The sequence below is a fragment of the Collimonas sp. GW821-FHT02H07 genome (assembly GCF_059421505.1).
This window is the reverse complement of the sequence record NZ_JBWKVC010000011.1, coordinates 134,763-152,388: the sequence shown is the minus strand read 5'-3', so window position 1 is coordinate 152,388 and position 17,626 is coordinate 134,763. Positions and strand designations below refer to the sequence as shown.

The window sequence follows — 17,626 nt, the reverse complement described above, 5'->3', positions numbered from 1 at the left end:
TATCATGATCCTGTGCATCTCATGCACGATCCTGCAAATGGATGAGGGTTAGCGGGCGGCAACCGCAAGAGTCAGGTAGCATCACTGCAGCTATCCCGTAAAGAGAAAGACACACGTCAATGAATCCGCCATCCGAACGTTTCCAGGAGATCGCCGCGATCATCGGCCGCCATGCGACGGCTGACAGCGAATATGCGACCGCGATCGGCAGCCTGTTCTTCAACCGCCGCTCATCACCCACCCTGCCCCTGCATGTCAGCCAGTGGCCGTGCTTCGCCTTGGTGGCGCAAGGCGCCAAGAGCATCATGCTGGGCGCTGACACCTTCAACTACGGGGTCGGCCAGTTTCTGCTGGTGTCGCTCGACCTGCCGGTCGTATCGCGCGTCATCGAGGCCAGTCCGGAACTTCCGCACCTGGGTCTGGGCATGGCGATCGACGGCGCCAAATTGGCCGAGCTGATGAGCCGGATCGACGTCCCGGCCGCCGCCGCGGATACCGGCAAAAGACTGGGCGTGGCAGTCAACACGGCATCGCCAGACCTGCTGGAGGCGACGCTGCGGTTGCTGGACCGGCCGGTGGATATTCCGGCCCTGGCGCCGCTGATCGAGCAGGAAATCCTGTATCACTTGCTGACCGGCCCCTGCGGCGCGCAACTGATCCAGATCGCCATGGCCGACAGCCCCGGCAACAAGATCGCGCTATCCATCAGCTGGCTCAAATCCAACTACGGCGAACAGCTGCGCATGGCGGAACTGGCGCAACGCGTAGGCATGAGCGTGTCGTCGCTGCACCATCATTTCAAGGCGGTGACCGCCATGACGCCGGTGCAGTATCAGAAACAGCTGCGCCTGCACGAGGCCAGGCGGCTGATGCTGGTCGAGAAGCTGGATGTAGGAACCGCCGGTTATCGCGTGGGCTATCAGAGCCCGTCCCAGTTCAGCCGCGAATATGGGCGGCTGTACGGCATGCCGCCGCAGCGGGATGTGGAACGGTTCAGGAAAGCGGCGGCGGGATAAAAATCGAATTCAAACTCGGATTCAACCTTAGAACCAAGCCGGGCAAAAATCATTTTTTCTCGGAGTAATAGTGCTGGCTCAGCGTACGCGAGAAAACCAGCGTGGCGCAGACAATCACCGCCGGCAGCCATACCCATGACAGCTCAGACATCATCACCGTTATCCCCCGCGGGCTAAGGATGCGATTGAGGCTAAGCGGCGACACTTCGATGACCTGCCATGGCATAAAGAAGCGCTCGCTCGACCACGGCCACAATATGGCGACGCCAAGCCCGCCGTTGGTAAACATGTCCAGCACCCCGTGCGATGCGGCGCATATGGCAACGAACAGAAATGCCGTACGGCGCGGGGCATGCAGGCGCGCCGCAAACACTGCGGCCAGCGCTGCCAGCAGGATTGCAAACACGACAGAGTGACTAATCCCACGGTGACCGAAAGCATCGGCATATGGCACGTGAAAGCGGAATGCCAGCACGTCGAAATCGGGTAGAACCGAGGCGAGAATGCCGGCGACGAGCAGACGGCGGGGAACTATGCGCGCGCCCAATCCAAGTCCGAGAGCGAGTGGTATCGCAGCATGCGAAAGGATAGTCGGCATAGTTATAAAGTTTTGACAGAGGATTATGTGTGTGTGGGTTGGCTGACTTCGACTAGTCGTGGCCCCCTCTAAGGGATATTGCAAAAAAGAAATTACTGCCGTATCCTGCCATGGATATATTGAAATGACAACATTGAATTGATGGCGTCCCTCCCCGCCACCAATCATCCCTGAATGGAGTCCGACGATGAATGCTCGCAGCATTCTTGATCACTGGCAGGACAGCGGCGCGCTCGACCAGCCGGGCTATCGGCGCGCGCTGCTGGCTTTGCATCTTGCGCCTGACGCCGAGCGCTGGCGCCGGCTGGCGGCATTGCTGCTGTTGATCAGCGGCGCCTTGTGCCTGCTGGCCGGCACCGTGATGGTATTCGCTTCCAATTGGCTGAGCTGGCCGCGCCTGGCGCGGGTCGGCGTCGCCGAAGCCGGCTGGCTGGCGCTGCTGGCCTGGGCTTTCCTGGCCCGGCCTGACAGCGACGGCCGGCGCTGGGCGCTGTTTGCCGTGGCTGCCATGTCCGGCATCTGGCTGGCGGTGATCGGGCAAACCTATCAGACCGGCGCCGATGCCTGGCAGCTGTTTGCGCTATGGGCGGCGCTGGCCTTGCCATGGGCGCTGCTGGACAATTTCGCGCCGCTGTGGGGCCTGTGGATCGTCATTGCATCGCTGGCGCTGCAGCTGTGGCTGCCACATGCGCCGTGGCGTCCGGCGCTCTCGTCCTGGAGCCTGTTCGATGAAGCCAACCTGCCCTTGATCGGTTTCTGGCTGGCGGCGCTGGCCCTGGCCGAACGGCTGCAAAGCGCGGCGGCGCCATGGACCGCGCGCATCCTGCAGCGCCTGCTGGGACTGGGATTGGCGCTGCTGCTGACGATCCAGGCCAGCATGGTGCTGGCCGGCGCACATCAACATGTTTTCGGGCTCCCGGCAGCCAGCAGCAATCCCGTAATCCTGACCTTGTGGCTAGCCTGCGTGGTTGCAGCGCTCTATTTTTATTTACAGCGGCGCGATCTGTTGCTGCTGGCGCTGCCTTTGTTTTCTGCCTGGGTCGCCGTGCTGGCCTGGGTGGTCGGTTCCGCCCATGGCGACAACTGGCTGTATCCGGTTTCCATACTGGCGATTGGCGGCCTCGGCGCCATCGGCTGGTGGCTGCACGCCCGCTACCAGGAATGGCAAGCCGCGCCGCAGCCTGCGCTAACGGGAGCTACGCAATGAACCGGCCAAGCAACCAGATTGCCGGCTGGGACAGCGTGATCGCCGGTTTGCGCGAGAGCGGCGCGCTGCGCCAGGACGCTGCACTGCCCGGGCACGATGATGCCCTGCCCTGGTCGGTCTTGATCCTGCAAACCATCGCCGCCTGGATTGCCGCCGCCTTGCTGGTGGCGGCAGTGGTAGTGCCGGCCTTCATCGCCCGCAACGAAAGCGCCTGGATTGTTTGCGGCGTGCTGCTGGTCGCCGCTGCGACAGCCGTGATGCGGCTCAACCGGCAATCGTTTTTCCTGCCGCAGATGGCGGTGCCGGTAGCGATTGCCGGCGCGGTGCTGGTCGGCGCCGGCCTGAAGCCGGATTCGTGGGAACTGCCGGCCTTCGTACTGGCGCTGATTTTGTTCGCACTGTCCGGACATCGCCTGCTGCGCTTCATTGCGGCCGGCGTCATGCTGGCGGTGCTGTGGTACTGGATGACGCCATGGCTGGGTCGTTACAACTATGGCCTGCGAGAACACGCCACATGGATGTGGCAGCTGGCGCCGCTGCGCAATCTGCTGTTTTCTCTGGCGCTATGGTGGCTGTGGGCTCACCCGCTGAAGCTGTTCGGCTTCGGTCCGGCAGTTTGGCAGCCGGTGCGCCATGCCCTGTTGTGGTTCTGGCTTGGCGTGCAGATATGGCAGGCCACCGGCTGGAACGAAGTATTCGTGGCGCCGTCCGATGCCGATCAATGGCTGGCGCCAAATGGGCTCTGGCTTGCCTACCGGCTGCTCGATCTGCTGCCGTTGCTGCTGGCCGTGTTCATCACGCTGCGCCGCAACCCCGGATTGGCGGCCAGGGTCTGGCCGCTGGCGGTGCTGTTGCCGCTCTGCGTCTTGTCGCCGGCTTTGGCGACAGCGGCGCTGGCGCTGTGGATCGGCCTGGCTGAAGGCCGCAGCTACCTGACGGCGCTCGGCATTGCTGCTGCACTGGCCGGTTTCGGCGCCTTCTATTACAACCTGAACTGGCCCTTGCTGCACAAAGGATTGCTGCTGATGGCGAGCGGCGTCGTGCTGTTGCTGGTATGGCTGTTCATGTCGAGGAGAGCAGCATGATGCGCTGGCGCCTGCCTCTTTTCATCGTCGCTGCGCTGATCACCTTGCTGTTCCTGAACGGCATCGTCTGGCGGCACGAGCAAACCCTGGCGCAGGGCCGCGCCATACTGCTGCCGCTGCGTCCGGTCGATCCGCGTTCGCTGATGCAGGGTGATTACATGGCGCTTGACTATCAACTGACACAGCAGCTGACTAACCAGCTGGCCGCCGCCAAAACACCCCCGGCGCCAGGTCAGGCGCTGAGGGTAATCCTCGGCACAGACGCCGACGGCGTTGCGCAGTTTCTGCGGATAGCCCAGGCCGGCGAACCGCTGCAAGCCGGTGAAACCCTGGTGCGCCTGAAATGGGAAGACAATGGCGCGCACCTGCCGAGCAACAGTTATTTCTTCGCCGAGGGGGAAGGCGCGCGCTTCGCCCAGGCCCGCTACGCAATCTTCCGCGTGGCGAGCGATGGCACGGCCTTGCTGGCTGGCCTGGCGGACCAGCAGCACCAGGCGATTCCCGATCGCATCAAGAAAACACCGACAACTACCGACAGCAAACAATGACGCCTTATTTCCTGAAACGCCTGGCCCAATCAGCCCTGCTGATCCAATTCGCCTTTGCACCACATGCGCAAGCAGAGGCAGGCCAAACGGTCGCCCGCAAACCGGAATGGGCCCAGGCGGTGGACACCTCGGCCAATCTCTATTTGGTCGACAAGAATTTCTATCGCAGCGCCGCCTTGCGGCCCCAGGACATCAAGACACTCAACCAGCTGGACATCAGAACGGTGGTCAACCTGCGCTCATTCCACTCGGATGACGGCTTGCTGAAAAATACCGGCATCAAGGCCGTGCATGTCGGCATCAACACCTGGGAAATCAACGATAAGAACGTGATCGATGCCTTGCGCGCGATACGCGCCGGCGCCAAGGAAGGCCCGGTCTTGCTGCATTGCTGGCATGGCGCCGACCGGACCGGCCTGGTCACCGCCATGTACCGCGTCGTATTCCAGGACTGGACCAAGCAAAAGGCGCTGGAAGAGCTGACTGACGGCGGCTACGGATACCACTCGCTTTGGAAAAACATTCCGAAATACATGGATGCCGTAGACATTGAAAAAATCCGCGCAGGTGTTGAGAGCAATGATTGAGCAGCGTTCTGCCACATCCCATGTTCCAGCCAGCCGCCAATCACACCCGCTGCAGCCCCAGTGAAAACACCACCCCATCCGCGACATTTTGCGCGGTGATGGTCCCGCCCATCTTGGCCATATAAGTCTTGGCGACAAACAGCCCTTGCCCCCGGTTGCCGTTGGCGCCGGCGTCAAGCTGGTCGGACACGCCGTATTCGAAAATCTTGTCGATCAGTTCATCAGCGATATTCGGCCCGTAATTATGAATGGCGATGGTGGCTGCGGTTTCGGTGGTTTTCAGGTCGATGGAAATCATGGTGCCGGCTTCGCGGCAACGGTCGGCATTGCGCAAGACATGAGTTACCACATCCTCCAGGGAATAATCATCCGCCCTGACCATCACGCCCTGCTGGCCGCCGGAGAAGCTGACATCCGCGATGCCGACCAGCGGCGCATTGTCGGCGACGTTGCCGAGAAAGGCGCCGATGTCGATGGCCGTCACCTGCAGCACCGTGGACTGGAACGCCTCGCTGGGAGAGGCGCTGCCATACAGCACCCGCACCGCCTGCTGCATGCGGTTGATGTAGCGGCTGCTCTGGCTTTCGGCGGCGCCGTGCAAGGCCATCAGCGACTGCAGCGGCGACATGATCTCATGGCCCACCGCATGCCACATTTCCTTTTCCTGCTCGGCCCGGATTTCCTCCCGTTCGAGGTCTTCCTTGACGCGCCTGAGCAGGTCATGCAGGCAGCTTGCCAGCACGCCAAGCTCATCGGCGCCGCGCAGATCGGTCAGGTCGAACTGGTCGAGGCCGCCCGAACCTTTGACGATCTTCGACACCTTGGCTGCGCGCCGGGTCAGCAATGTGATGCGGCGGATGATGCCGATCTCGATGATCAGCCAGGCGACGAACAAGGCCAGCAGCATGGCGCCGACAAACCACGATACCCGCGCAGCCACCACGCCCAGGCTGCGGTTGACGCTGCGCTCGTCGCCCGTCAAGGTCACATCATAGATTCCCGCCGCCGTCACCACGGATTCCCGGCTGTCGTTCGGCGGGCCGACTTCGTCCACCGGCAGGCGGCGCACCAGGCGGCTTAGCAGGCGCGAGCTGTCGTCCGGATGATCTTCGGCCCCGCTCAGGCTGACAAGATCAGCGCCGCCTGCCGCGCCGCGCTTCCTGATGCGCAAGCTCTCGCCCGGCAACAGCAGCGAGGCAAGGTCGCTCACGGCAAATGCCCGCGCCGCGCTCGCGCTTTTGCTGTCGAGCAGCAGCGGGCCGTCGCCCGGGGGCAAGACCTCGATGCGCACCTGGATCTTGTCCAGGTCGGCCGGCGGCCAGACCGGATTTTTTTCCTGGAACAGGGCATCCTGCAGGACGCCTACCGGCAGGCGCAGCGAGAAAAACGAACTGCGCGGGCAATCGGCATCGCCGTCGCCTTGTCCGGGCTTGCTGCATAAGGTGCTTTGCCAGATCCAGCCGCGAAAATCCTTGACCGGCCTGGCTCCCACGCGGCCGCTATCGTCATCGAGAAAGCCGGTCAGGCGGCCATGCGCGCCGCGCGTCTGCACGGCATTCGGATCGCCGTTCTTTTCAAACGGCGCAATCCAGCGATAGGTCTGCCCGCGCAGCGTTACCGTCACCCGCAAGCGATGGGCGTCGCCGATATCCTGTTCGCCGCGCTGGTGCGGCACCAGTTCATCGCTGACGAAACTGCCGGCCGCATAAATGAAGCCGCCGGCCCAAGGATTGTTGCCGACGGCCACGCATAGCGCGCCGTCGTCGCCATACTGGACCAGGCAGCCGGACATGGTAATGGCCTGCCGCACCTTGTTCTGGTCGTCGAAATCGAGCGAAGGAAACGGCAGCAATACCGGATGCAACGCCGCCGCGCCGCCATTTTCGGCGCGTGGATTCAACAGTGCCAATTGCCCGGCGGGATGACGCAAGGTGGCCATGATCTGGTCGCTGGTCTTACGGAAGCTGACCTGGTAATTCTTGTAGCTCAGCTGCTTTTCCTGCTGCAGCACATACAGCGCCAGCGCAACCGTAGCCACCGCCAGCAGCAGGAAGGCGCCGCGAAACAGGATGCGCAAGCGGTATTGGGCGAGATTCGGAAAGCTGATTTTCATGGGCAGTCATTCCCGCTGTTGAAGTGGCTGCGCATCATTTTTCCTGGTCGACCCAGCGAAAGCCGCGCATCGGAATATTTTCAATGCAGGAGAACTCCGCATCGACTTCGCGAAACGCATCGCGGATGGTGCTGACGTGCTTGCGGATATTGTCCCGGTTGCGCCCGCTCTTGACCACCTGGAACAGCTGCTCATAGGTCACCACCTGCCCGCGGTGCTCGTACAGCGCCGCCAGCAGGCGTTGCGCCGTCAGCGGCAGGTTGATGCGTTGCGCGCGCCAGATCGGAGTCTTCTGGCGCAGCGGGTCGATCGACAGTTCATTGCTGCTGGCTGGGGGCACGCTTTCCTTCGCGCCGTTGCGGTCCTTGGCGGCGCGCAGGATTTCCAGGAAGGTATCGATGAAATCGGATTCCTCGAAGGTCGCCTTTTGCAGGTAATCCCAGGCGTCCAGCGCCTTCATGATGCTGCGGTAGATGGTAGCCGGCATGGCCGACACCACCAGCACCGGCGTCGCCTGGCCCTTGTTGATGGCATTGATGATGGCGACGCCGGCATGCCGTTCGCGCCCCAGTTCGATGTCGAGCACCACCAGGTCGTAATTTTCACGCGCCAGCGCCGCCTCGGCGTCATCGCGCGTGTACCACTGGTCCACCTGGATGCCAGGCTTGGCCGCCTCGATCCAGCCCTTGAGCTGGTTGCTGGTCGGGATGTCGTCTTCGATCACCGCTACTCTTTGTGCCTGCTTTGACATTTTTTCTCCGCTGCTTCTGCTATCAATGACCCCCTCGCCCCCATTTCTTGGGTCGGCCGCCCCTGCCCTGTGCATCGGCGAGGCGAGGTTCCCCTTTTGCGGGATTGAGGATGCATGAAAGTATCCACGCTTTCCCATGAAAAGTCTGCGCCGCGCTGTGAGTATTTCTTCACACGGCTTACCGGACTGCGACGTTGCGGAGCATTCACCACCCTCGGATAACGCGACTGCCCCTGCCTGCCCATTGTTACTTCCGCCACCTGGAGCGCAAGATTCTTCCCAGGGAAAAGCACTGCATGCCGCTCCCGACCATCGAATTGCCACATCAACCAGGGGAAATATCATGTCTGAACGGCTCGAATCACTGCTGCAAGGTTTGCTTGCACTGCTCACCACAACCATCTCGGCAATCGGCGCCACGCTGACCGGCCTGGGCCGTGCCGCGCGGCGCGCCTGGATGCTGTTGCTGGCGATCGGCCTGATAGGCGGCGCCGGCTACGAACTGATCACCCACCCGCCGTTCAAGACCCTGGAGCCCGGCGAAGTCGGCATCCGCTCCAACAAGCTCACCGGCGGCAGCACCGAGGTCAAAGACGGCCTGGTGGTGATCATCCCCGGCCTGCATGAGTTGCGGCGCTACTCGCTGCTGGACCAGGTATACCGCCCGGTGCGCAGCAGCAAGGCCAATGGCGAAGCACCGTTCCAGTCGATCGAAGGCCTGTCGCTGGGCGTTGACCTGACCATACGCTACGCCATCGATCCGGCCAGGCTGGCAAGCATCGCCAAGGAGCTGCCTGCCGATATCAACGGCGAGATCGTCGAGCCCATGGTGCAAGGCGTGATCTACAAGTCCTTCACCCGCTATTCGGTGCGCGACATCTTTTCCACCAAGCGCGGCGAGATCCAGAAAGAAATAGAAAATGAGTTGAAACCGAAGCTGGCGGCCGACGGCATCATCCTGCGCGGCGTGCAGATGGGCCAGGTCGACCTGCCGCCGGAATACCGCCAGGGCATGGAGAAACTGCTGGCCGAAGAACTGGAAAGCGAAAAAATGAAATACACGCTGGAGCTGAAGAGCAAGCAAGTCCAGCAAACCGAGCTGGAAGCCGAAGCCGAGAAGGTCAAGCGCGAAAAATCGGCCGAAGCGGCCGGCAACGAGCAAATCATCGCCGCCAAGGCCCAGGAAGAAGCCATGAAGCACGTGCTGCCGTTCAAGCAAAAGCAGATCGAGCAGCGCCAGTATGAAGCCGAAGCAGAAAAGGTGTCGCGCATCAAGACCGCCGAAGGCAGCGCAGAAGCACGCCGCATCGAAGCCACCGGCGAAGCCGATTCGCGCCGCAAACTGGCCGACGTCGAAGCCTATCGCCTGGAAACGGTCGGCAAGGTCACCAGCGCCCAGCTGGAACGCGATGGCGCGCTGATCACCAAGAATCCCTTGCTGATCCAGAAAACCATGGCCGACAAGCTGTCCGACAAGATTTCGGTGATCATCGCCCCGCCCCCAGCGAGCGGCGGCTTCATCGGCTCGGCCCTGCTCGGCAGCACGCAGGCGGCCGCCTCCCAAAACCCGCAAACCGGCGCTGCCGCTGCTGAGGAGACACAACAATGATGCTCGCCGCCCTGGCCTTGGTCGCCATCGTCACCCAGGATAGCGCCGCCCTGCGCGCCGCGCCGCGCGAATCTGCCCAGCAGCAGGCCGTGCTGTGGCAAGGCGACAGCCTGGAAGTGCGCGGCGAGAAGATGGATTACCTGCAGGTCTACGACCACCGCCGCGAACGGGGCGGCTATATCCGCGCCTCGCAAGTACGCACCCAGTCGCTGGAACCGAAGGACGCGCCCGACTTGCTGGCCGTCGTGCGCTTCCTGCGCGACACGCCGGGCGCCGAGGCGCTCGGCATCAGCTACGCGGCAGCCTACCTGAAAGCGGCGCCGGCCGAAGCCATCGGCCCCGAACCGTTCGATGCGCTGGGAACCATGGCGGACCGCCTGGCGCGCCGCGCCTCCGCCAAACGCGGCAAAACCGACGACACTGTATTGTCGGCCCATCTGGAAGTGGCATCCAGCTATGGCATCGGCATGCAGGGCTTCGAGCGCGACGGCCGCGTCCAGCTGTGCTACAACGGCGAAGCCTTCCGCCGCGTGCTGGCCATGAAATCGAACGACGGCCAGCGCGCCCGCGCCGCCCTCGCGCTGACCCGCCCCGAATGCGTAGACCCTAACATCACACCCACCGAGCGCAACAGCCTGGATGCCTGGCGCGCCGACATCCTCGACCGTGTGCAACTGACCGATTTGCCAGAATACGAGAAAAACCGCCTGCGCCTGCGCCGCGCCGGCATCTGGGCCAGCATCGCCTTCGAGCGCGCCAGGCAGCACCAGCCGGCGCAGGAAGCCGCCAACCGTGCCTTGCAGGAACTGGCCGGCGTCAACAAGGAAGAAATCGCCGAACCGGACGCAACTGCCTATACCGACGCCGCCGTGCGTGTCGCCGCCTCGCGCTGGGCGGCGGAACCCGAACCCGTCACCGCCAGCGGCGGCAGCCTGACGGTCGTCACCACGCCCGGGGAAAGCGGCGAAACCTGCGTCGCGCTGGTAGACGCCAAGCACGATCAAAAAAATCCGCTCGTCAAACGCTGCACCTACGGCCTGGTCTGGAAAGCCTCGGCCAGCGTCAACGCCCAGCAAAGCGCACTGGCGCTCGCCGTGCAGCCGCTAGCTTCATGGCGCGAGCTGTGGGTATTCCATCAGGGAGAAAAAGGCTGGACCGTCGACATCCTGCCGCCGGCCGCCAACGCGCCCGATGTCGGCTACCTGGAATTCGCCGGCTGGGTGCCGGGCAGCGCCAAGATGCTGGCAGTGCGCGAAGCGCGCGTAGATGGGCGTTTCAAGCGCAGTTTTGAAGTGATACGGATGGATACCATGGATGTCGAGAAACAGGCAGACAATCCGCGTTCGCTGAGCCTGTTTTATCGCTGGCAGGATCCGGCGTGGAAGCGCGGAACGCTGAGTATGCGGTAATGGCGGACAGCTAGGGAAAGCGGTTTCGCAATAGCGCGGCGGGCGCAGCTAAAACGCCCGCAACGCCTGTCCGGCAAGGTCCGCAGAATAGGCTGTCCATCATGGGAAACAAGTCATTTGCGGTGGTCAATCATCCATTTGACCTTGCGCTTGGCTTCGCTAAATGCGGTTTCTTCGCTGTCCAGGAGCAGGTCCTTGCATTTGCAAACCGGCCCATTCTGAATTTGATAGGACCAGGTCCATCCGCCACTCCTCACCTCTGAAACATCGATCGAATAGTGGATGCCTTTGTATTCAAATTGATGCGTCATGTTCGCCATGCTGCCGGGAAGAGAGTTCTGGTACAGCCAGCCTTGCAAGATCGTGATGACAGCATGGGATCACTTACCTGCGTCGATCAGATGTTTTGCGAACGCCAATCCTTGATCGCGAGCGCCGTGCCATGTATTGGACAGCTCAAGCGCCGGCGCTTGCTGCAATACCCCGTCTATCAAAACGGCCCAGCAATACTTCCCGCCTCGGGCAATCGTGCTGGTGACTTTGATCACGCTTCCTTTATGTTCCGTCTCGAATTGCGGCATGTATTTCCCACGGATAGTTTTCAAAAGGAAAATTTACCATGTCAAACAGTCACTTCATACTGGTAAAAATACAAGCTATTGCTGCCGAAAACGGCGCCGATTGCTGTTTCTCGTCGCTTTGACATTCCCGATGATGACAGATTTCCCCGGCATACCGTCAGACATTTGTTCAACGCCGGCTGAATGAGTGTGATGGAGTCAACCATTTCAACGTGCTGGAAAAATCTCACCGCTCTCAACCATCGGCACTATGCGGCCGCCCGCCGAAACGGTGATGGCTGGGAAGTCATCGCTCCCAATGCGGGTTTTGCCGGACAACCGCTTGCCGGTATTGCCGTTTACCGGCGGATAAGCCGATCCGTTTTCCGGCTTGATTGCCTGAACACGTGCGAAGGAGTTACCAGGATCATTTTCTTATATCTAAGACCACTTGTCGGGACCGCGAAAAGTGGTATCTCCTATGCTTGATGCGGCATTCCTTTTTCGTTTAGCCCCTGCGCTCATGTTTATTCCTGTTTATTACGGACACTGAAGGAAAGAAGAGTTTTGGATTGCATCTCGCCGTCTTACGGCATGAATTTACGCAAAAAAAATTCCACTTGTTTTCAAATTCATCAAATTTCTCGAGTTGAAATTTCAGGTACTTTGCAAGTGGCATCGTAGTCATAGTAAATTCCTGAAACCACTTGACTACCATTTTTGATGATCTCATCCTCGGTCGGGCTGCAAGTTTGAAAATTGTATAAATATATTTCATCATTTCCGACGCAGATGCCTTGTCGGCGTGGGCCAAAGCGAACGGGCTTGCCGGCTTGCGCCATTGGTCGTTCGGCCGTGATACAGGCTTGTCATGCACCAGCGCGTTCATCCGGACTCTCGGACTTTGATGGGAAGTTGCTTTAGTACGGAGCCGGCTCGCGCGAGCCGGCTTTTTTGGTGTCTCAGCTTACGCCAATCCAGGTTCACTCTATTTAACAGCCCCTAGGAAATCATGACAAAATCGGCACTTTCCTCTCTCCCCAACGAATGGCAAAGCTGGATTACGGAAAACCTTGCCCGTTCCTGCGAACCGGATGGCATGGTCAGTTTGCTGGTGCGCGACGGCCGCTTCGGTATCGGCCTGGCGCGCGCGGCAATCGAAGAAGCCAGCAATGGCGCCTTTAGCGCCAACGTTCCTGCTGCCAAGGAGATGCCCTACATCGATACATCGGCAAATATCATCCGTACCGCCGATCGCGAGGTAAGGGTTTTGCTGACCCTGCGCCAACCGCATATTGTATTGCTGGGCAACGTGCTGAGCGACGAGGAATGCGACGCGATGGCGGCCTATTGCGAGCCGCGCCTGGTGCGCTCCCCGGTGGTCAATGACGCCGACGGCAGCATGCAGTTGCATCAGAATCGCAGCAGCCGCGGAGCGATGATACAGCGCGGCGAAACGCCGCTGGTCGCCCGGGTGGAGGCGCGCCTGGCTGCGCTTGCCCACTGGCCGGTCGAGCGCGGAGAAGGCATGCAAGTCCAGCATTATCAAGCCACCAATGAGTACCAACCCCATTTCGACTGGTTTGATCCTGCATTGCCGGGTCCACGCAAACACATGGATCATGGCGGACAGCGCCTGGGCACCTTTGTTTTGTACCTGAGCGAAGTGGAAAGCGGCGGCGGCACGTCATTTCCCTCGATCGGGCTGGAAGTCTTTCCGAACAAGGGCGGCGCCGTATTTTTCCTGAACACGGACAAGCAGCATCTTCCCGATACCTTAACCTTGCATGCCGGCAGTCCGGTGATCGAGGGTGTGAAAGTCATCGCCAACAAATGGCTGCGAGCGCGCAATTATTGATACGCTTAAGAGCCGGCTCTTGCGAGTCGGCTCTGCACTGGGATTACCTTGACTACAAACCAAGATCGCTCAGGAATGCCTTGGTAAAGCCCAGCGTTCCTGCCGATCCGTAGGTATTGCAGGTCGGCGAGGCAGAACCTGGCGCGCAGTCTGTGTCGCGATCGACAGACCAGAAATGCACGCCGGCCAGTCCGTTTTGCTTGGCAAAGCTGGCCAAGGTCGCGGCGTCGGTGATCGAGAAGGTTTCATTGCTTGAGTCATTGCCGCCAATCATCGGCGTTACCTCAATCTGGCTGTACGGGACGCTGTACTGGTTGTGCAGATCGATTGCCGCCTGCACCGCTGACGCTCCCATATCGCAAGCACCGCTGCTGTTGGTCATGCAATTGCCGCCAGCCGGGCTGCCGTAATCCATCGCCATCAGATTGATGATGTAGTTGGTCATGCCATAGGTCTTGATGGCACTCATCACCATGCCGCCGTAATAGCCGAGCGCCGGTGAAACATTGCCCCCCAATGTCGCCACGGTGAAGCTGAAGCGCAGGTTCGGATAGGTCTTCTGAGCAGTCACTGCGCGCTGGACAAGATTGTTGACATCGGCCTGCGATTGACCTGCTTCGATATCGAAATCGACTCCCACCATGTTGGCGGAATAAAAGGTTTTGATGAAAGCCGCAAATGCAGCATCGCTGGTGCAAGTGAACGAACCGGCCGAGCCACCGGTGGAGACGATGTATTTTTTACCGGCGCTGACCCAGGCCGGCACGTTGGACGCAACCATGGACGATGTCATATTGATTGCGCCGTTGTTGGCGGTGCCCCAGATTTCACTGCCGCACGCGCCGGTAGCGAACGCCCAGGTCACGGCGGTGAGATTCGATGGCATCGCAGTCAGCAGCGGCTGGGAGGCGCCGGTCACGTTCGTACTCAGCACGTTTGTAGTGGCATTGAAAGCCAGGCTGGTGTCCTTGTATGGACTGAAGACAAATGCCGTTGGCGTTGGCGTTGGCGTCGGTGTCGGTGTCGGTGTCGGTGTCGGTGTCGGTGTCGGTGTCGGTGTCGGTGTTGGTGTCGGTGTTGGTGTCGGTGTCGGTGTGCTGCAAGTACCGCCTGCTTTCCATAAGGTCGGCGATGCAGCCGGATTCCAGCCCGCGCCGGCATAATCGGTTTGAGTGACCAATGCTGTATATGTCGATCCGTTATAGCTGACTACTTCACCGGCCGTATAAGAACCGCCGTCAGTCCAAATCACGCAGCCGGGTGCCGAGGTAGGCGTCGGTGTGGGAGTTGGGGTGGGAGTTGGCGTCGGTGTGGGCGTTGGAATTGGGGTGGGCGTTGGCGTTGGAGTAGGCGTCGGGGCTGGTGCGCCGCAGGCGCCTTGAGAGGTCCATGGTTGTCCGCTGCCGGTAACGCCGTTGCTGGTAGAAGGATTATTCCCTTGCGTCCACCAGTTTGCCTTGTAGTTGACGCTGCTGTAGCTGGCTACCGCGTCGGTTTGATAGGCGACGGCGGCATCCCACGCGGCGGCGCAAGCCGGCAAGCTGGCCTTCGCGCTGGAGACGAATTGCTTCTGGCTGCTGCTCGCGGCGTCTTGCGTACCACCGTCGCCGCAAGCTGCCAGCAGGCTGCCGATCAACCCCATCAATACGGTATTGCATACTTTTGTTTTCATGCGTCTCTTCTCCTCGATCAATAATGATGCGCCAGCAGCAAATCAGGATAGGAGAATGAAGACAAACATATGCGATGGAAACCGGGCTTCGTCTCACAAAGGCACAAAGACCGGAACATATTTTTCCGTAACTTGGACAGAGTACGCCGTCACTAATCAAGCAAACAGCAGATCGCCCCTAAGCTCTGTCCCCGACCGCACCGTAGTCAATTTTCTGCGAATCCGACAAGCGTCTACGCCCCTAAGCAAAGTCATTTATATTTTTAAAGTTTGCAGCTGGCTGAGGATGCGACCTGCGAAATTGAACGTCAAGTGGTTTGGAATATTTTTCGGGAACACCATGCCACTTGCAAAGCATCCGAAATTTCAGCTATAAATTTCTGCCAACCCCAATATATGGAAGAAATTTTTCATCCGTGATTCGGCGTTGCTCAGCTATGCGCTTCCATCCAAAACGCACTCTGTTCCATCCATCGGACGAAAATGCCGACAGCAGCGGAAAATGAGGAAAGATCGTGGCGGCAGAGCCTGCCATACCACTTTCTTGATTTCATGATGTGGTCTTAGGGCCGGTTAACAGGCCCTAGATATGGAAATGTCATCCAGGATTGTCTCGATATGCAGCATCGGCCAATATTTTGTTTGGCGCACTGGCGTGGAGCGCATAGGCTTATATGCCCTGGCTGAAATGCCACCGAATCAATCCTTCGGTTTAAGCTTGCGCGCTGTATCGATCGCCTTCAAGACCGGCAAGGTGCGGATATGCGCCACCTCCTCCATCGATACCTCGCTGGAACGGCGCGCGAATTCCAGCACCGTGCGCAACTGTTCTTCATTGAACTGCGCCCATACGGCCTCGGTACGCTGAGCCAGACGCTCATAGTAGATACCCATCTGACGCACGCGCTCTTCGCAGGCCACGACGCGCACCTTGCGGCGGTCGGTGGGGTCGGCTTCGCGCCTGACGAAGCCGGCCTTCTCCAGCCGGTCGACCAGCCCCGTGATGGCGCCCGTCGTGAGTCCGGTCGCTGTCGCCAACTGGCTCGGCGTCAACGCATCAGCGCCAGCCATCACGATGAAGTCCAGGCATTCCAGGTCTGTGCTGGACAGCCCCACCCGCTCGGCCACCGCGCCGCTCAACAACACGCCCTGCGCGCTCATGCGGCGAACCTCCAGCCCTAGTGCCTGCAGCAAGGCTGCCTTCTTTGTTTTGACGCTTGACATGGCCGCCCCAAATATCTTAGAGTAAAAGTATCTTAGTTACTAAGTAATATACAATCAATTGCATGAATGTTACCAGACGGGCGCATTCAACGGACATCCTGGAGAAAAACATGGCAAAAATCAGAACGGCCTTGATAATCGGCGGCGGCATCGCCGGACCCCTGACGGCCCTGGCGCTGCGTAAAGCAGGCATCGAAGCCACAGTCCACGAGGCGTACCCAAGCTCGGCGCAAGGCGTCGGCGGCACCCTCATGGTCGCGCCGAACGGCCTCGACGCACTGCGCATCATCGGTGCGGACGAGGCTGTGCGCGCCATCGGCCAGCCGATTACGCGCATGGTGATGGCGAACGGGCGCGGCAAGCCTGTCGGCGAGTTTCCCGGCCTGCCTGGCATGCCGTCAAGCCTGCTCCTATGGCGCTCTGAGCTGTGCCGCGTGCTGCACCGGCACGCAGCAGCACATGGCATCTCCATTGAATACGGCAAGCGACTGACTGGGGTCGACCAGACCGCTGCGGGCATTACCGCACGATTTTCCGACGGCAGCAGCGCCAGTGCGGACGTGCTGATAGGCGCTGACGGGATCCGATCCGCAGTCCGCACGCTGATCGATCCGCAGGCGCCAGGACCGCAGTACACCGGCCTGCTCGGATTCGGCGGGCGCGCGATAGGCAGCGGCGCAATTGGCCTTCCTGGCGCCATGCACTTCGCGCATGGAAAGCGCGCATTTCTCGGCCATTGGACTGAAGCGGACGGCAACACCATGTGGTTTGGCAATCTGCCGCACCCGACGCCGTTGACGGCGGCAGAGGCAAGGGCCGTGCCGGCGGCGCAGTGGCTGGAGACATTGCGCGAGGTCTATCGCGACGACATTCCCGGAGGCGCATTGCTTGCCCACACGAGTCCCGAGCAGTTGCTCGTCACAGGCGCGGGAGAAATCCTGCCGCCGGTGCCGCACTGGCATCGCGGCCGCATGGTGCTGGTCGGCGATGCCGCGCATGCGCCATCGTCGAGTTCAGGCCAGGGCGCGTCGCTCGCCATGGAGAGCGCCATCCAGCTGGCGCGCTGCCTGCGCGACCTGCCCGACCTTGCGACGGCCTTTCTCGCCTACGAGCGGCTGCGCCGGCCCAGGGTCGAGAAAGTCGCCGCGGACGCAGCGAAGACCAACAATAGAAGAGCCTCCGGGCCGATGGCCAAGGCATTGTTCAGCCTTTTGATGCCGATTGCGATGAAGACCTTCTTCACACCGGAAAAGATGTTCGGTGCCTTGCATGGCTATCGCATCGATTGGGACGATGTCGTGACAGCATAATTGCTGCACGCCCGATTGACGCTGCAATGGCCTGCCCCAACGATCCTGGATAGAAGAAACGCGCGGCGCGTTGAATATC

At 60.6% G+C, this 17,626-nt stretch carries 16 protein-coding genes; 9 read left to right on the top strand and 7 right to left on the bottom strand.

Going from position 1 to position 17,626, the window contains the following annotated elements:
- The first annotated feature begins 119 nt into the window (after nucleotides 1–119).
- Complete coding sequence (locus AC07V8_RS17730; RefSeq protein WP_494680407.1) at nucleotides 120–1,016, top strand: AraC family transcriptional regulator; 897 nt, start codon at nucleotides 120–122, stop codon at nucleotides 1,014–1,016.
- Nucleotides 1,017–1,065: 49 nt separating this feature from the next.
- On the opposite strand, the gene AC07V8_RS17725 is transcribed toward AC07V8_RS17730, so the two are convergent.
- Nucleotides 1,066–1,614: a metal-dependent hydrolase gene (locus AC07V8_RS17725; RefSeq protein WP_494721478.1), complete on the bottom strand. Its 549-nt coding sequence runs from the start codon at nucleotides 1,612–1,614 to the stop codon at nucleotides 1,066–1,068.
- A 187-nt stretch (nucleotides 1,615–1,801) separates the two neighbouring features.
- Between AC07V8_RS17725 and AC07V8_RS17720 the strand changes: the two genes are divergently transcribed.
- The 4 genes from AC07V8_RS17720 to AC07V8_RS17705 are packed head-to-tail and all read left to right on the top strand — an operon-like array spanning nucleotide 1,802 to nucleotide 5,041.
- On the top strand, nucleotides 1,802–2,821 hold the full coding sequence (locus tag AC07V8_RS17720; RefSeq protein WP_494680409.1) for a DUF2157 domain-containing protein: 1,020 nt from the start codon (nucleotides 1,802–1,804) through the stop codon (nucleotides 2,819–2,821).
- Entirely contained in the window at nucleotides 2,818–3,906 is a 1,089-nt protein-coding gene (locus AC07V8_RS17715; protein WP_494680410.1) for a DUF4401 domain-containing protein, read from the top strand. Before AC07V8_RS17720 ends, AC07V8_RS17715 begins: the two co-directional genes overlap by 4 nt.
- Nucleotides 3,903–4,454, top strand: a complete 552-nt coding sequence (locus AC07V8_RS17710) for a GDYXXLXY domain-containing protein (protein ID WP_494680411.1) — start codon at nucleotides 3,903–3,905, stop codon at nucleotides 4,452–4,454. Before AC07V8_RS17715 ends, AC07V8_RS17710 begins: the two co-directional genes overlap by 4 nt.
- Nucleotides 4,451–5,041: a tyrosine-protein phosphatase gene (locus AC07V8_RS17705; protein ID WP_494680412.1), complete on the top strand. Its 591-nt coding sequence runs from the start codon at nucleotides 4,451–4,453 to the stop codon at nucleotides 5,039–5,041. The genes AC07V8_RS17710 and AC07V8_RS17705 overlap by 4 nt, the downstream gene beginning before the upstream one ends.
- Nucleotides 5,042–5,081: 40 nt before the next feature.
- On the opposite strand, the gene AC07V8_RS17700 is transcribed toward AC07V8_RS17705, so the two are convergent.
- The gene (locus AC07V8_RS17700; protein WP_494680413.1) at nucleotides 5,082–7,154 is read right to left on the bottom strand and encodes a sensor histidine kinase; all 2,073 of its coding nucleotides are present in this window, start codon (nucleotides 7,152–7,154) and stop codon (nucleotides 5,082–5,084) included.
- 34 nt (nucleotides 7,155–7,188) lie between these two features.
- Nucleotides 7,189–7,905 (bottom strand): response regulator transcription factor, encoded by a 717-nt coding sequence (locus AC07V8_RS17695; RefSeq protein WP_494680414.1) that lies wholly within the window; start codon nucleotides 7,903–7,905, stop codon nucleotides 7,189–7,191.
- A 343-nt stretch (nucleotides 7,906–8,248) separates the two neighbouring features.
- On the opposite strand from AC07V8_RS17695, the gene AC07V8_RS17690 reads away from it, so the two are divergent.
- Both AC07V8_RS17690 and AC07V8_RS17685 read left to right on the top strand, forming a co-directional pair.
- Complete coding sequence (locus AC07V8_RS17690; RefSeq protein WP_494680415.1) at nucleotides 8,249–9,514, top strand: prohibitin family protein; 1,266 nt, start codon at nucleotides 8,249–8,251, stop codon at nucleotides 9,512–9,514.
- The gene (locus AC07V8_RS17685) at nucleotides 9,511–10,923 is read left to right on the top strand and encodes an SH3 domain-containing protein (protein ID WP_494680416.1); all 1,413 of its coding nucleotides are present in this window, start codon (nucleotides 9,511–9,513) and stop codon (nucleotides 10,921–10,923) included. Before AC07V8_RS17690 ends, AC07V8_RS17685 begins: the two co-directional genes overlap by 4 nt.
- Nucleotides 10,924–11,036: 113 nt before the next feature.
- Here AC07V8_RS17685 and AC07V8_RS17680 read toward each other — a convergent pair whose 3' ends face one another.
- Both AC07V8_RS17680 and AC07V8_RS17675 read right to left on the bottom strand, forming a co-directional pair.
- The gene (locus tag AC07V8_RS17680; RefSeq protein WP_494680417.1) at nucleotides 11,037–11,234 is read right to left on the bottom strand and encodes a hypothetical protein; all 198 of its coding nucleotides are present in this window, start codon (nucleotides 11,232–11,234) and stop codon (nucleotides 11,037–11,039) included.
- A gap of 69 nt (nucleotides 11,235–11,303) precedes the next feature.
- The gene (locus AC07V8_RS17675; protein WP_494680418.1) at nucleotides 11,304–11,504 is read right to left on the bottom strand and encodes a hypothetical protein; all 201 of its coding nucleotides are present in this window, start codon (nucleotides 11,502–11,504) and stop codon (nucleotides 11,304–11,306) included.
- Nucleotides 11,505–12,495: 991 nt separating this feature from the next.
- On the opposite strand from AC07V8_RS17675, the gene AC07V8_RS17670 reads away from it, so the two are divergent.
- The gene (locus AC07V8_RS17670; protein ID WP_494680420.1) at nucleotides 12,496–13,341 is read left to right on the top strand and encodes a 2OG-Fe(II) oxygenase; all 846 of its coding nucleotides are present in this window, start codon (nucleotides 12,496–12,498) and stop codon (nucleotides 13,339–13,341) included.
- 52 nt (nucleotides 13,342–13,393) lie between these two features.
- On the opposite strand, the gene AC07V8_RS17665 is transcribed toward AC07V8_RS17670, so the two are convergent.
- Together AC07V8_RS17665 and AC07V8_RS17660 are read right to left on the bottom strand one after the other, a co-directional pair.
- A complete protein-coding gene (locus tag AC07V8_RS17665; protein ID WP_494680421.1) occupies nucleotides 13,394–15,013 on the bottom strand; it encodes a carbohydrate-binding protein in 1,620 nt (539 codons plus the stop codon).
- 699 nt (nucleotides 15,014–15,712) lie between these two features.
- On the bottom strand, nucleotides 15,713–16,237 hold the full coding sequence (locus AC07V8_RS17660) for a MarR family winged helix-turn-helix transcriptional regulator (protein WP_494680422.1): 525 nt from the start codon (nucleotides 16,235–16,237) through the stop codon (nucleotides 15,713–15,715).
- Nucleotides 16,238–16,347: 110 nt separating this feature from the next.
- On the opposite strand from AC07V8_RS17660, the gene AC07V8_RS17655 reads away from it, so the two are divergent.
- Nucleotides 16,348–17,547 carry an FAD-dependent oxidoreductase gene (locus AC07V8_RS17655; RefSeq protein ID WP_494680423.1) on the top strand — a complete coding sequence of 400 codons (1,200 nt, stop codon included), beginning with the start codon at nucleotides 16,348–16,350 and terminating at the stop codon, nucleotides 17,545–17,547.
- Nucleotides 17,548–17,626 lie beyond the last annotated feature (79 nt).

Coding starts and splice junctions, on each gene's coding strand:
- AC07V8_RS17675 (WP_494680418.1), bottom strand. CDS start 11,504: ATGCCGCAATTCGAGACGGAACATAAAGGAAGCGTGATCAAAGTCACC.
- AC07V8_RS17705 (WP_494680412.1), top strand. CDS start 4,451: ATGACGCCTTATTTCCTGAAACGCCTGGCCCAATCAGCCCTGCTGATC.
- AC07V8_RS17680 (WP_494680417.1), bottom strand. CDS start 11,234: ATGACGCATCAATTTGAATACAAAGGCATCCACTATTCGATCGATGTT.
- AC07V8_RS17710 (WP_494680411.1), top strand. CDS start 3,903: ATGATGCGCTGGCGCCTGCCTCTTTTCATCGTCGCTGCGCTGATCACC.
- AC07V8_RS17690 (WP_494680415.1), top strand. CDS start 8,249: ATGTCTGAACGGCTCGAATCACTGCTGCAAGGTTTGCTTGCACTGCTC.
- AC07V8_RS17685 (WP_494680416.1), top strand. CDS start 9,511: ATGATGCTCGCCGCCCTGGCCTTGGTCGCCATCGTCACCCAGGATAGC.
- AC07V8_RS17730 (WP_494680407.1), top strand. CDS start 120: ATGAATCCGCCATCCGAACGTTTCCAGGAGATCGCCGCGATCATCGGC.
- AC07V8_RS17725 (WP_494721478.1), bottom strand. CDS start 1,614: ATGCCGACTATCCTTTCGCATGCTGCGATACCACTCGCTCTCGGACTT.
- AC07V8_RS17720 (WP_494680409.1), top strand. CDS start 1,802: ATGAATGCTCGCAGCATTCTTGATCACTGGCAGGACAGCGGCGCGCTC.
- AC07V8_RS17660 (WP_494680422.1), bottom strand. CDS start 16,237: ATGTCAAGCGTCAAAACAAAGAAGGCAGCCTTGCTGCAGGCACTAGGG.
- AC07V8_RS17700 (WP_494680413.1), bottom strand. CDS start 7,154: ATGAAAATCAGCTTTCCGAATCTCGCCCAATACCGCTTGCGCATCCTG.
- AC07V8_RS17655 (WP_494680423.1), top strand. CDS start 16,348: ATGGCAAAAATCAGAACGGCCTTGATAATCGGCGGCGGCATCGCCGGA.
- AC07V8_RS17670 (WP_494680420.1), top strand. CDS start 12,496: ATGACAAAATCGGCACTTTCCTCTCTCCCCAACGAATGGCAAAGCTGG.
- AC07V8_RS17665 (WP_494680421.1), bottom strand. CDS start 15,013: ATGAAAACAAAAGTATGCAATACCGTATTGATGGGGTTGATCGGCAGC.
- AC07V8_RS17695 (WP_494680414.1), bottom strand. CDS start 7,905: ATGTCAAAGCAGGCACAAAGAGTAGCGGTGATCGAAGACGACATCCCG.
- AC07V8_RS17715 (WP_494680410.1), top strand. CDS start 2,818: ATGAACCGGCCAAGCAACCAGATTGCCGGCTGGGACAGCGTGATCGCC.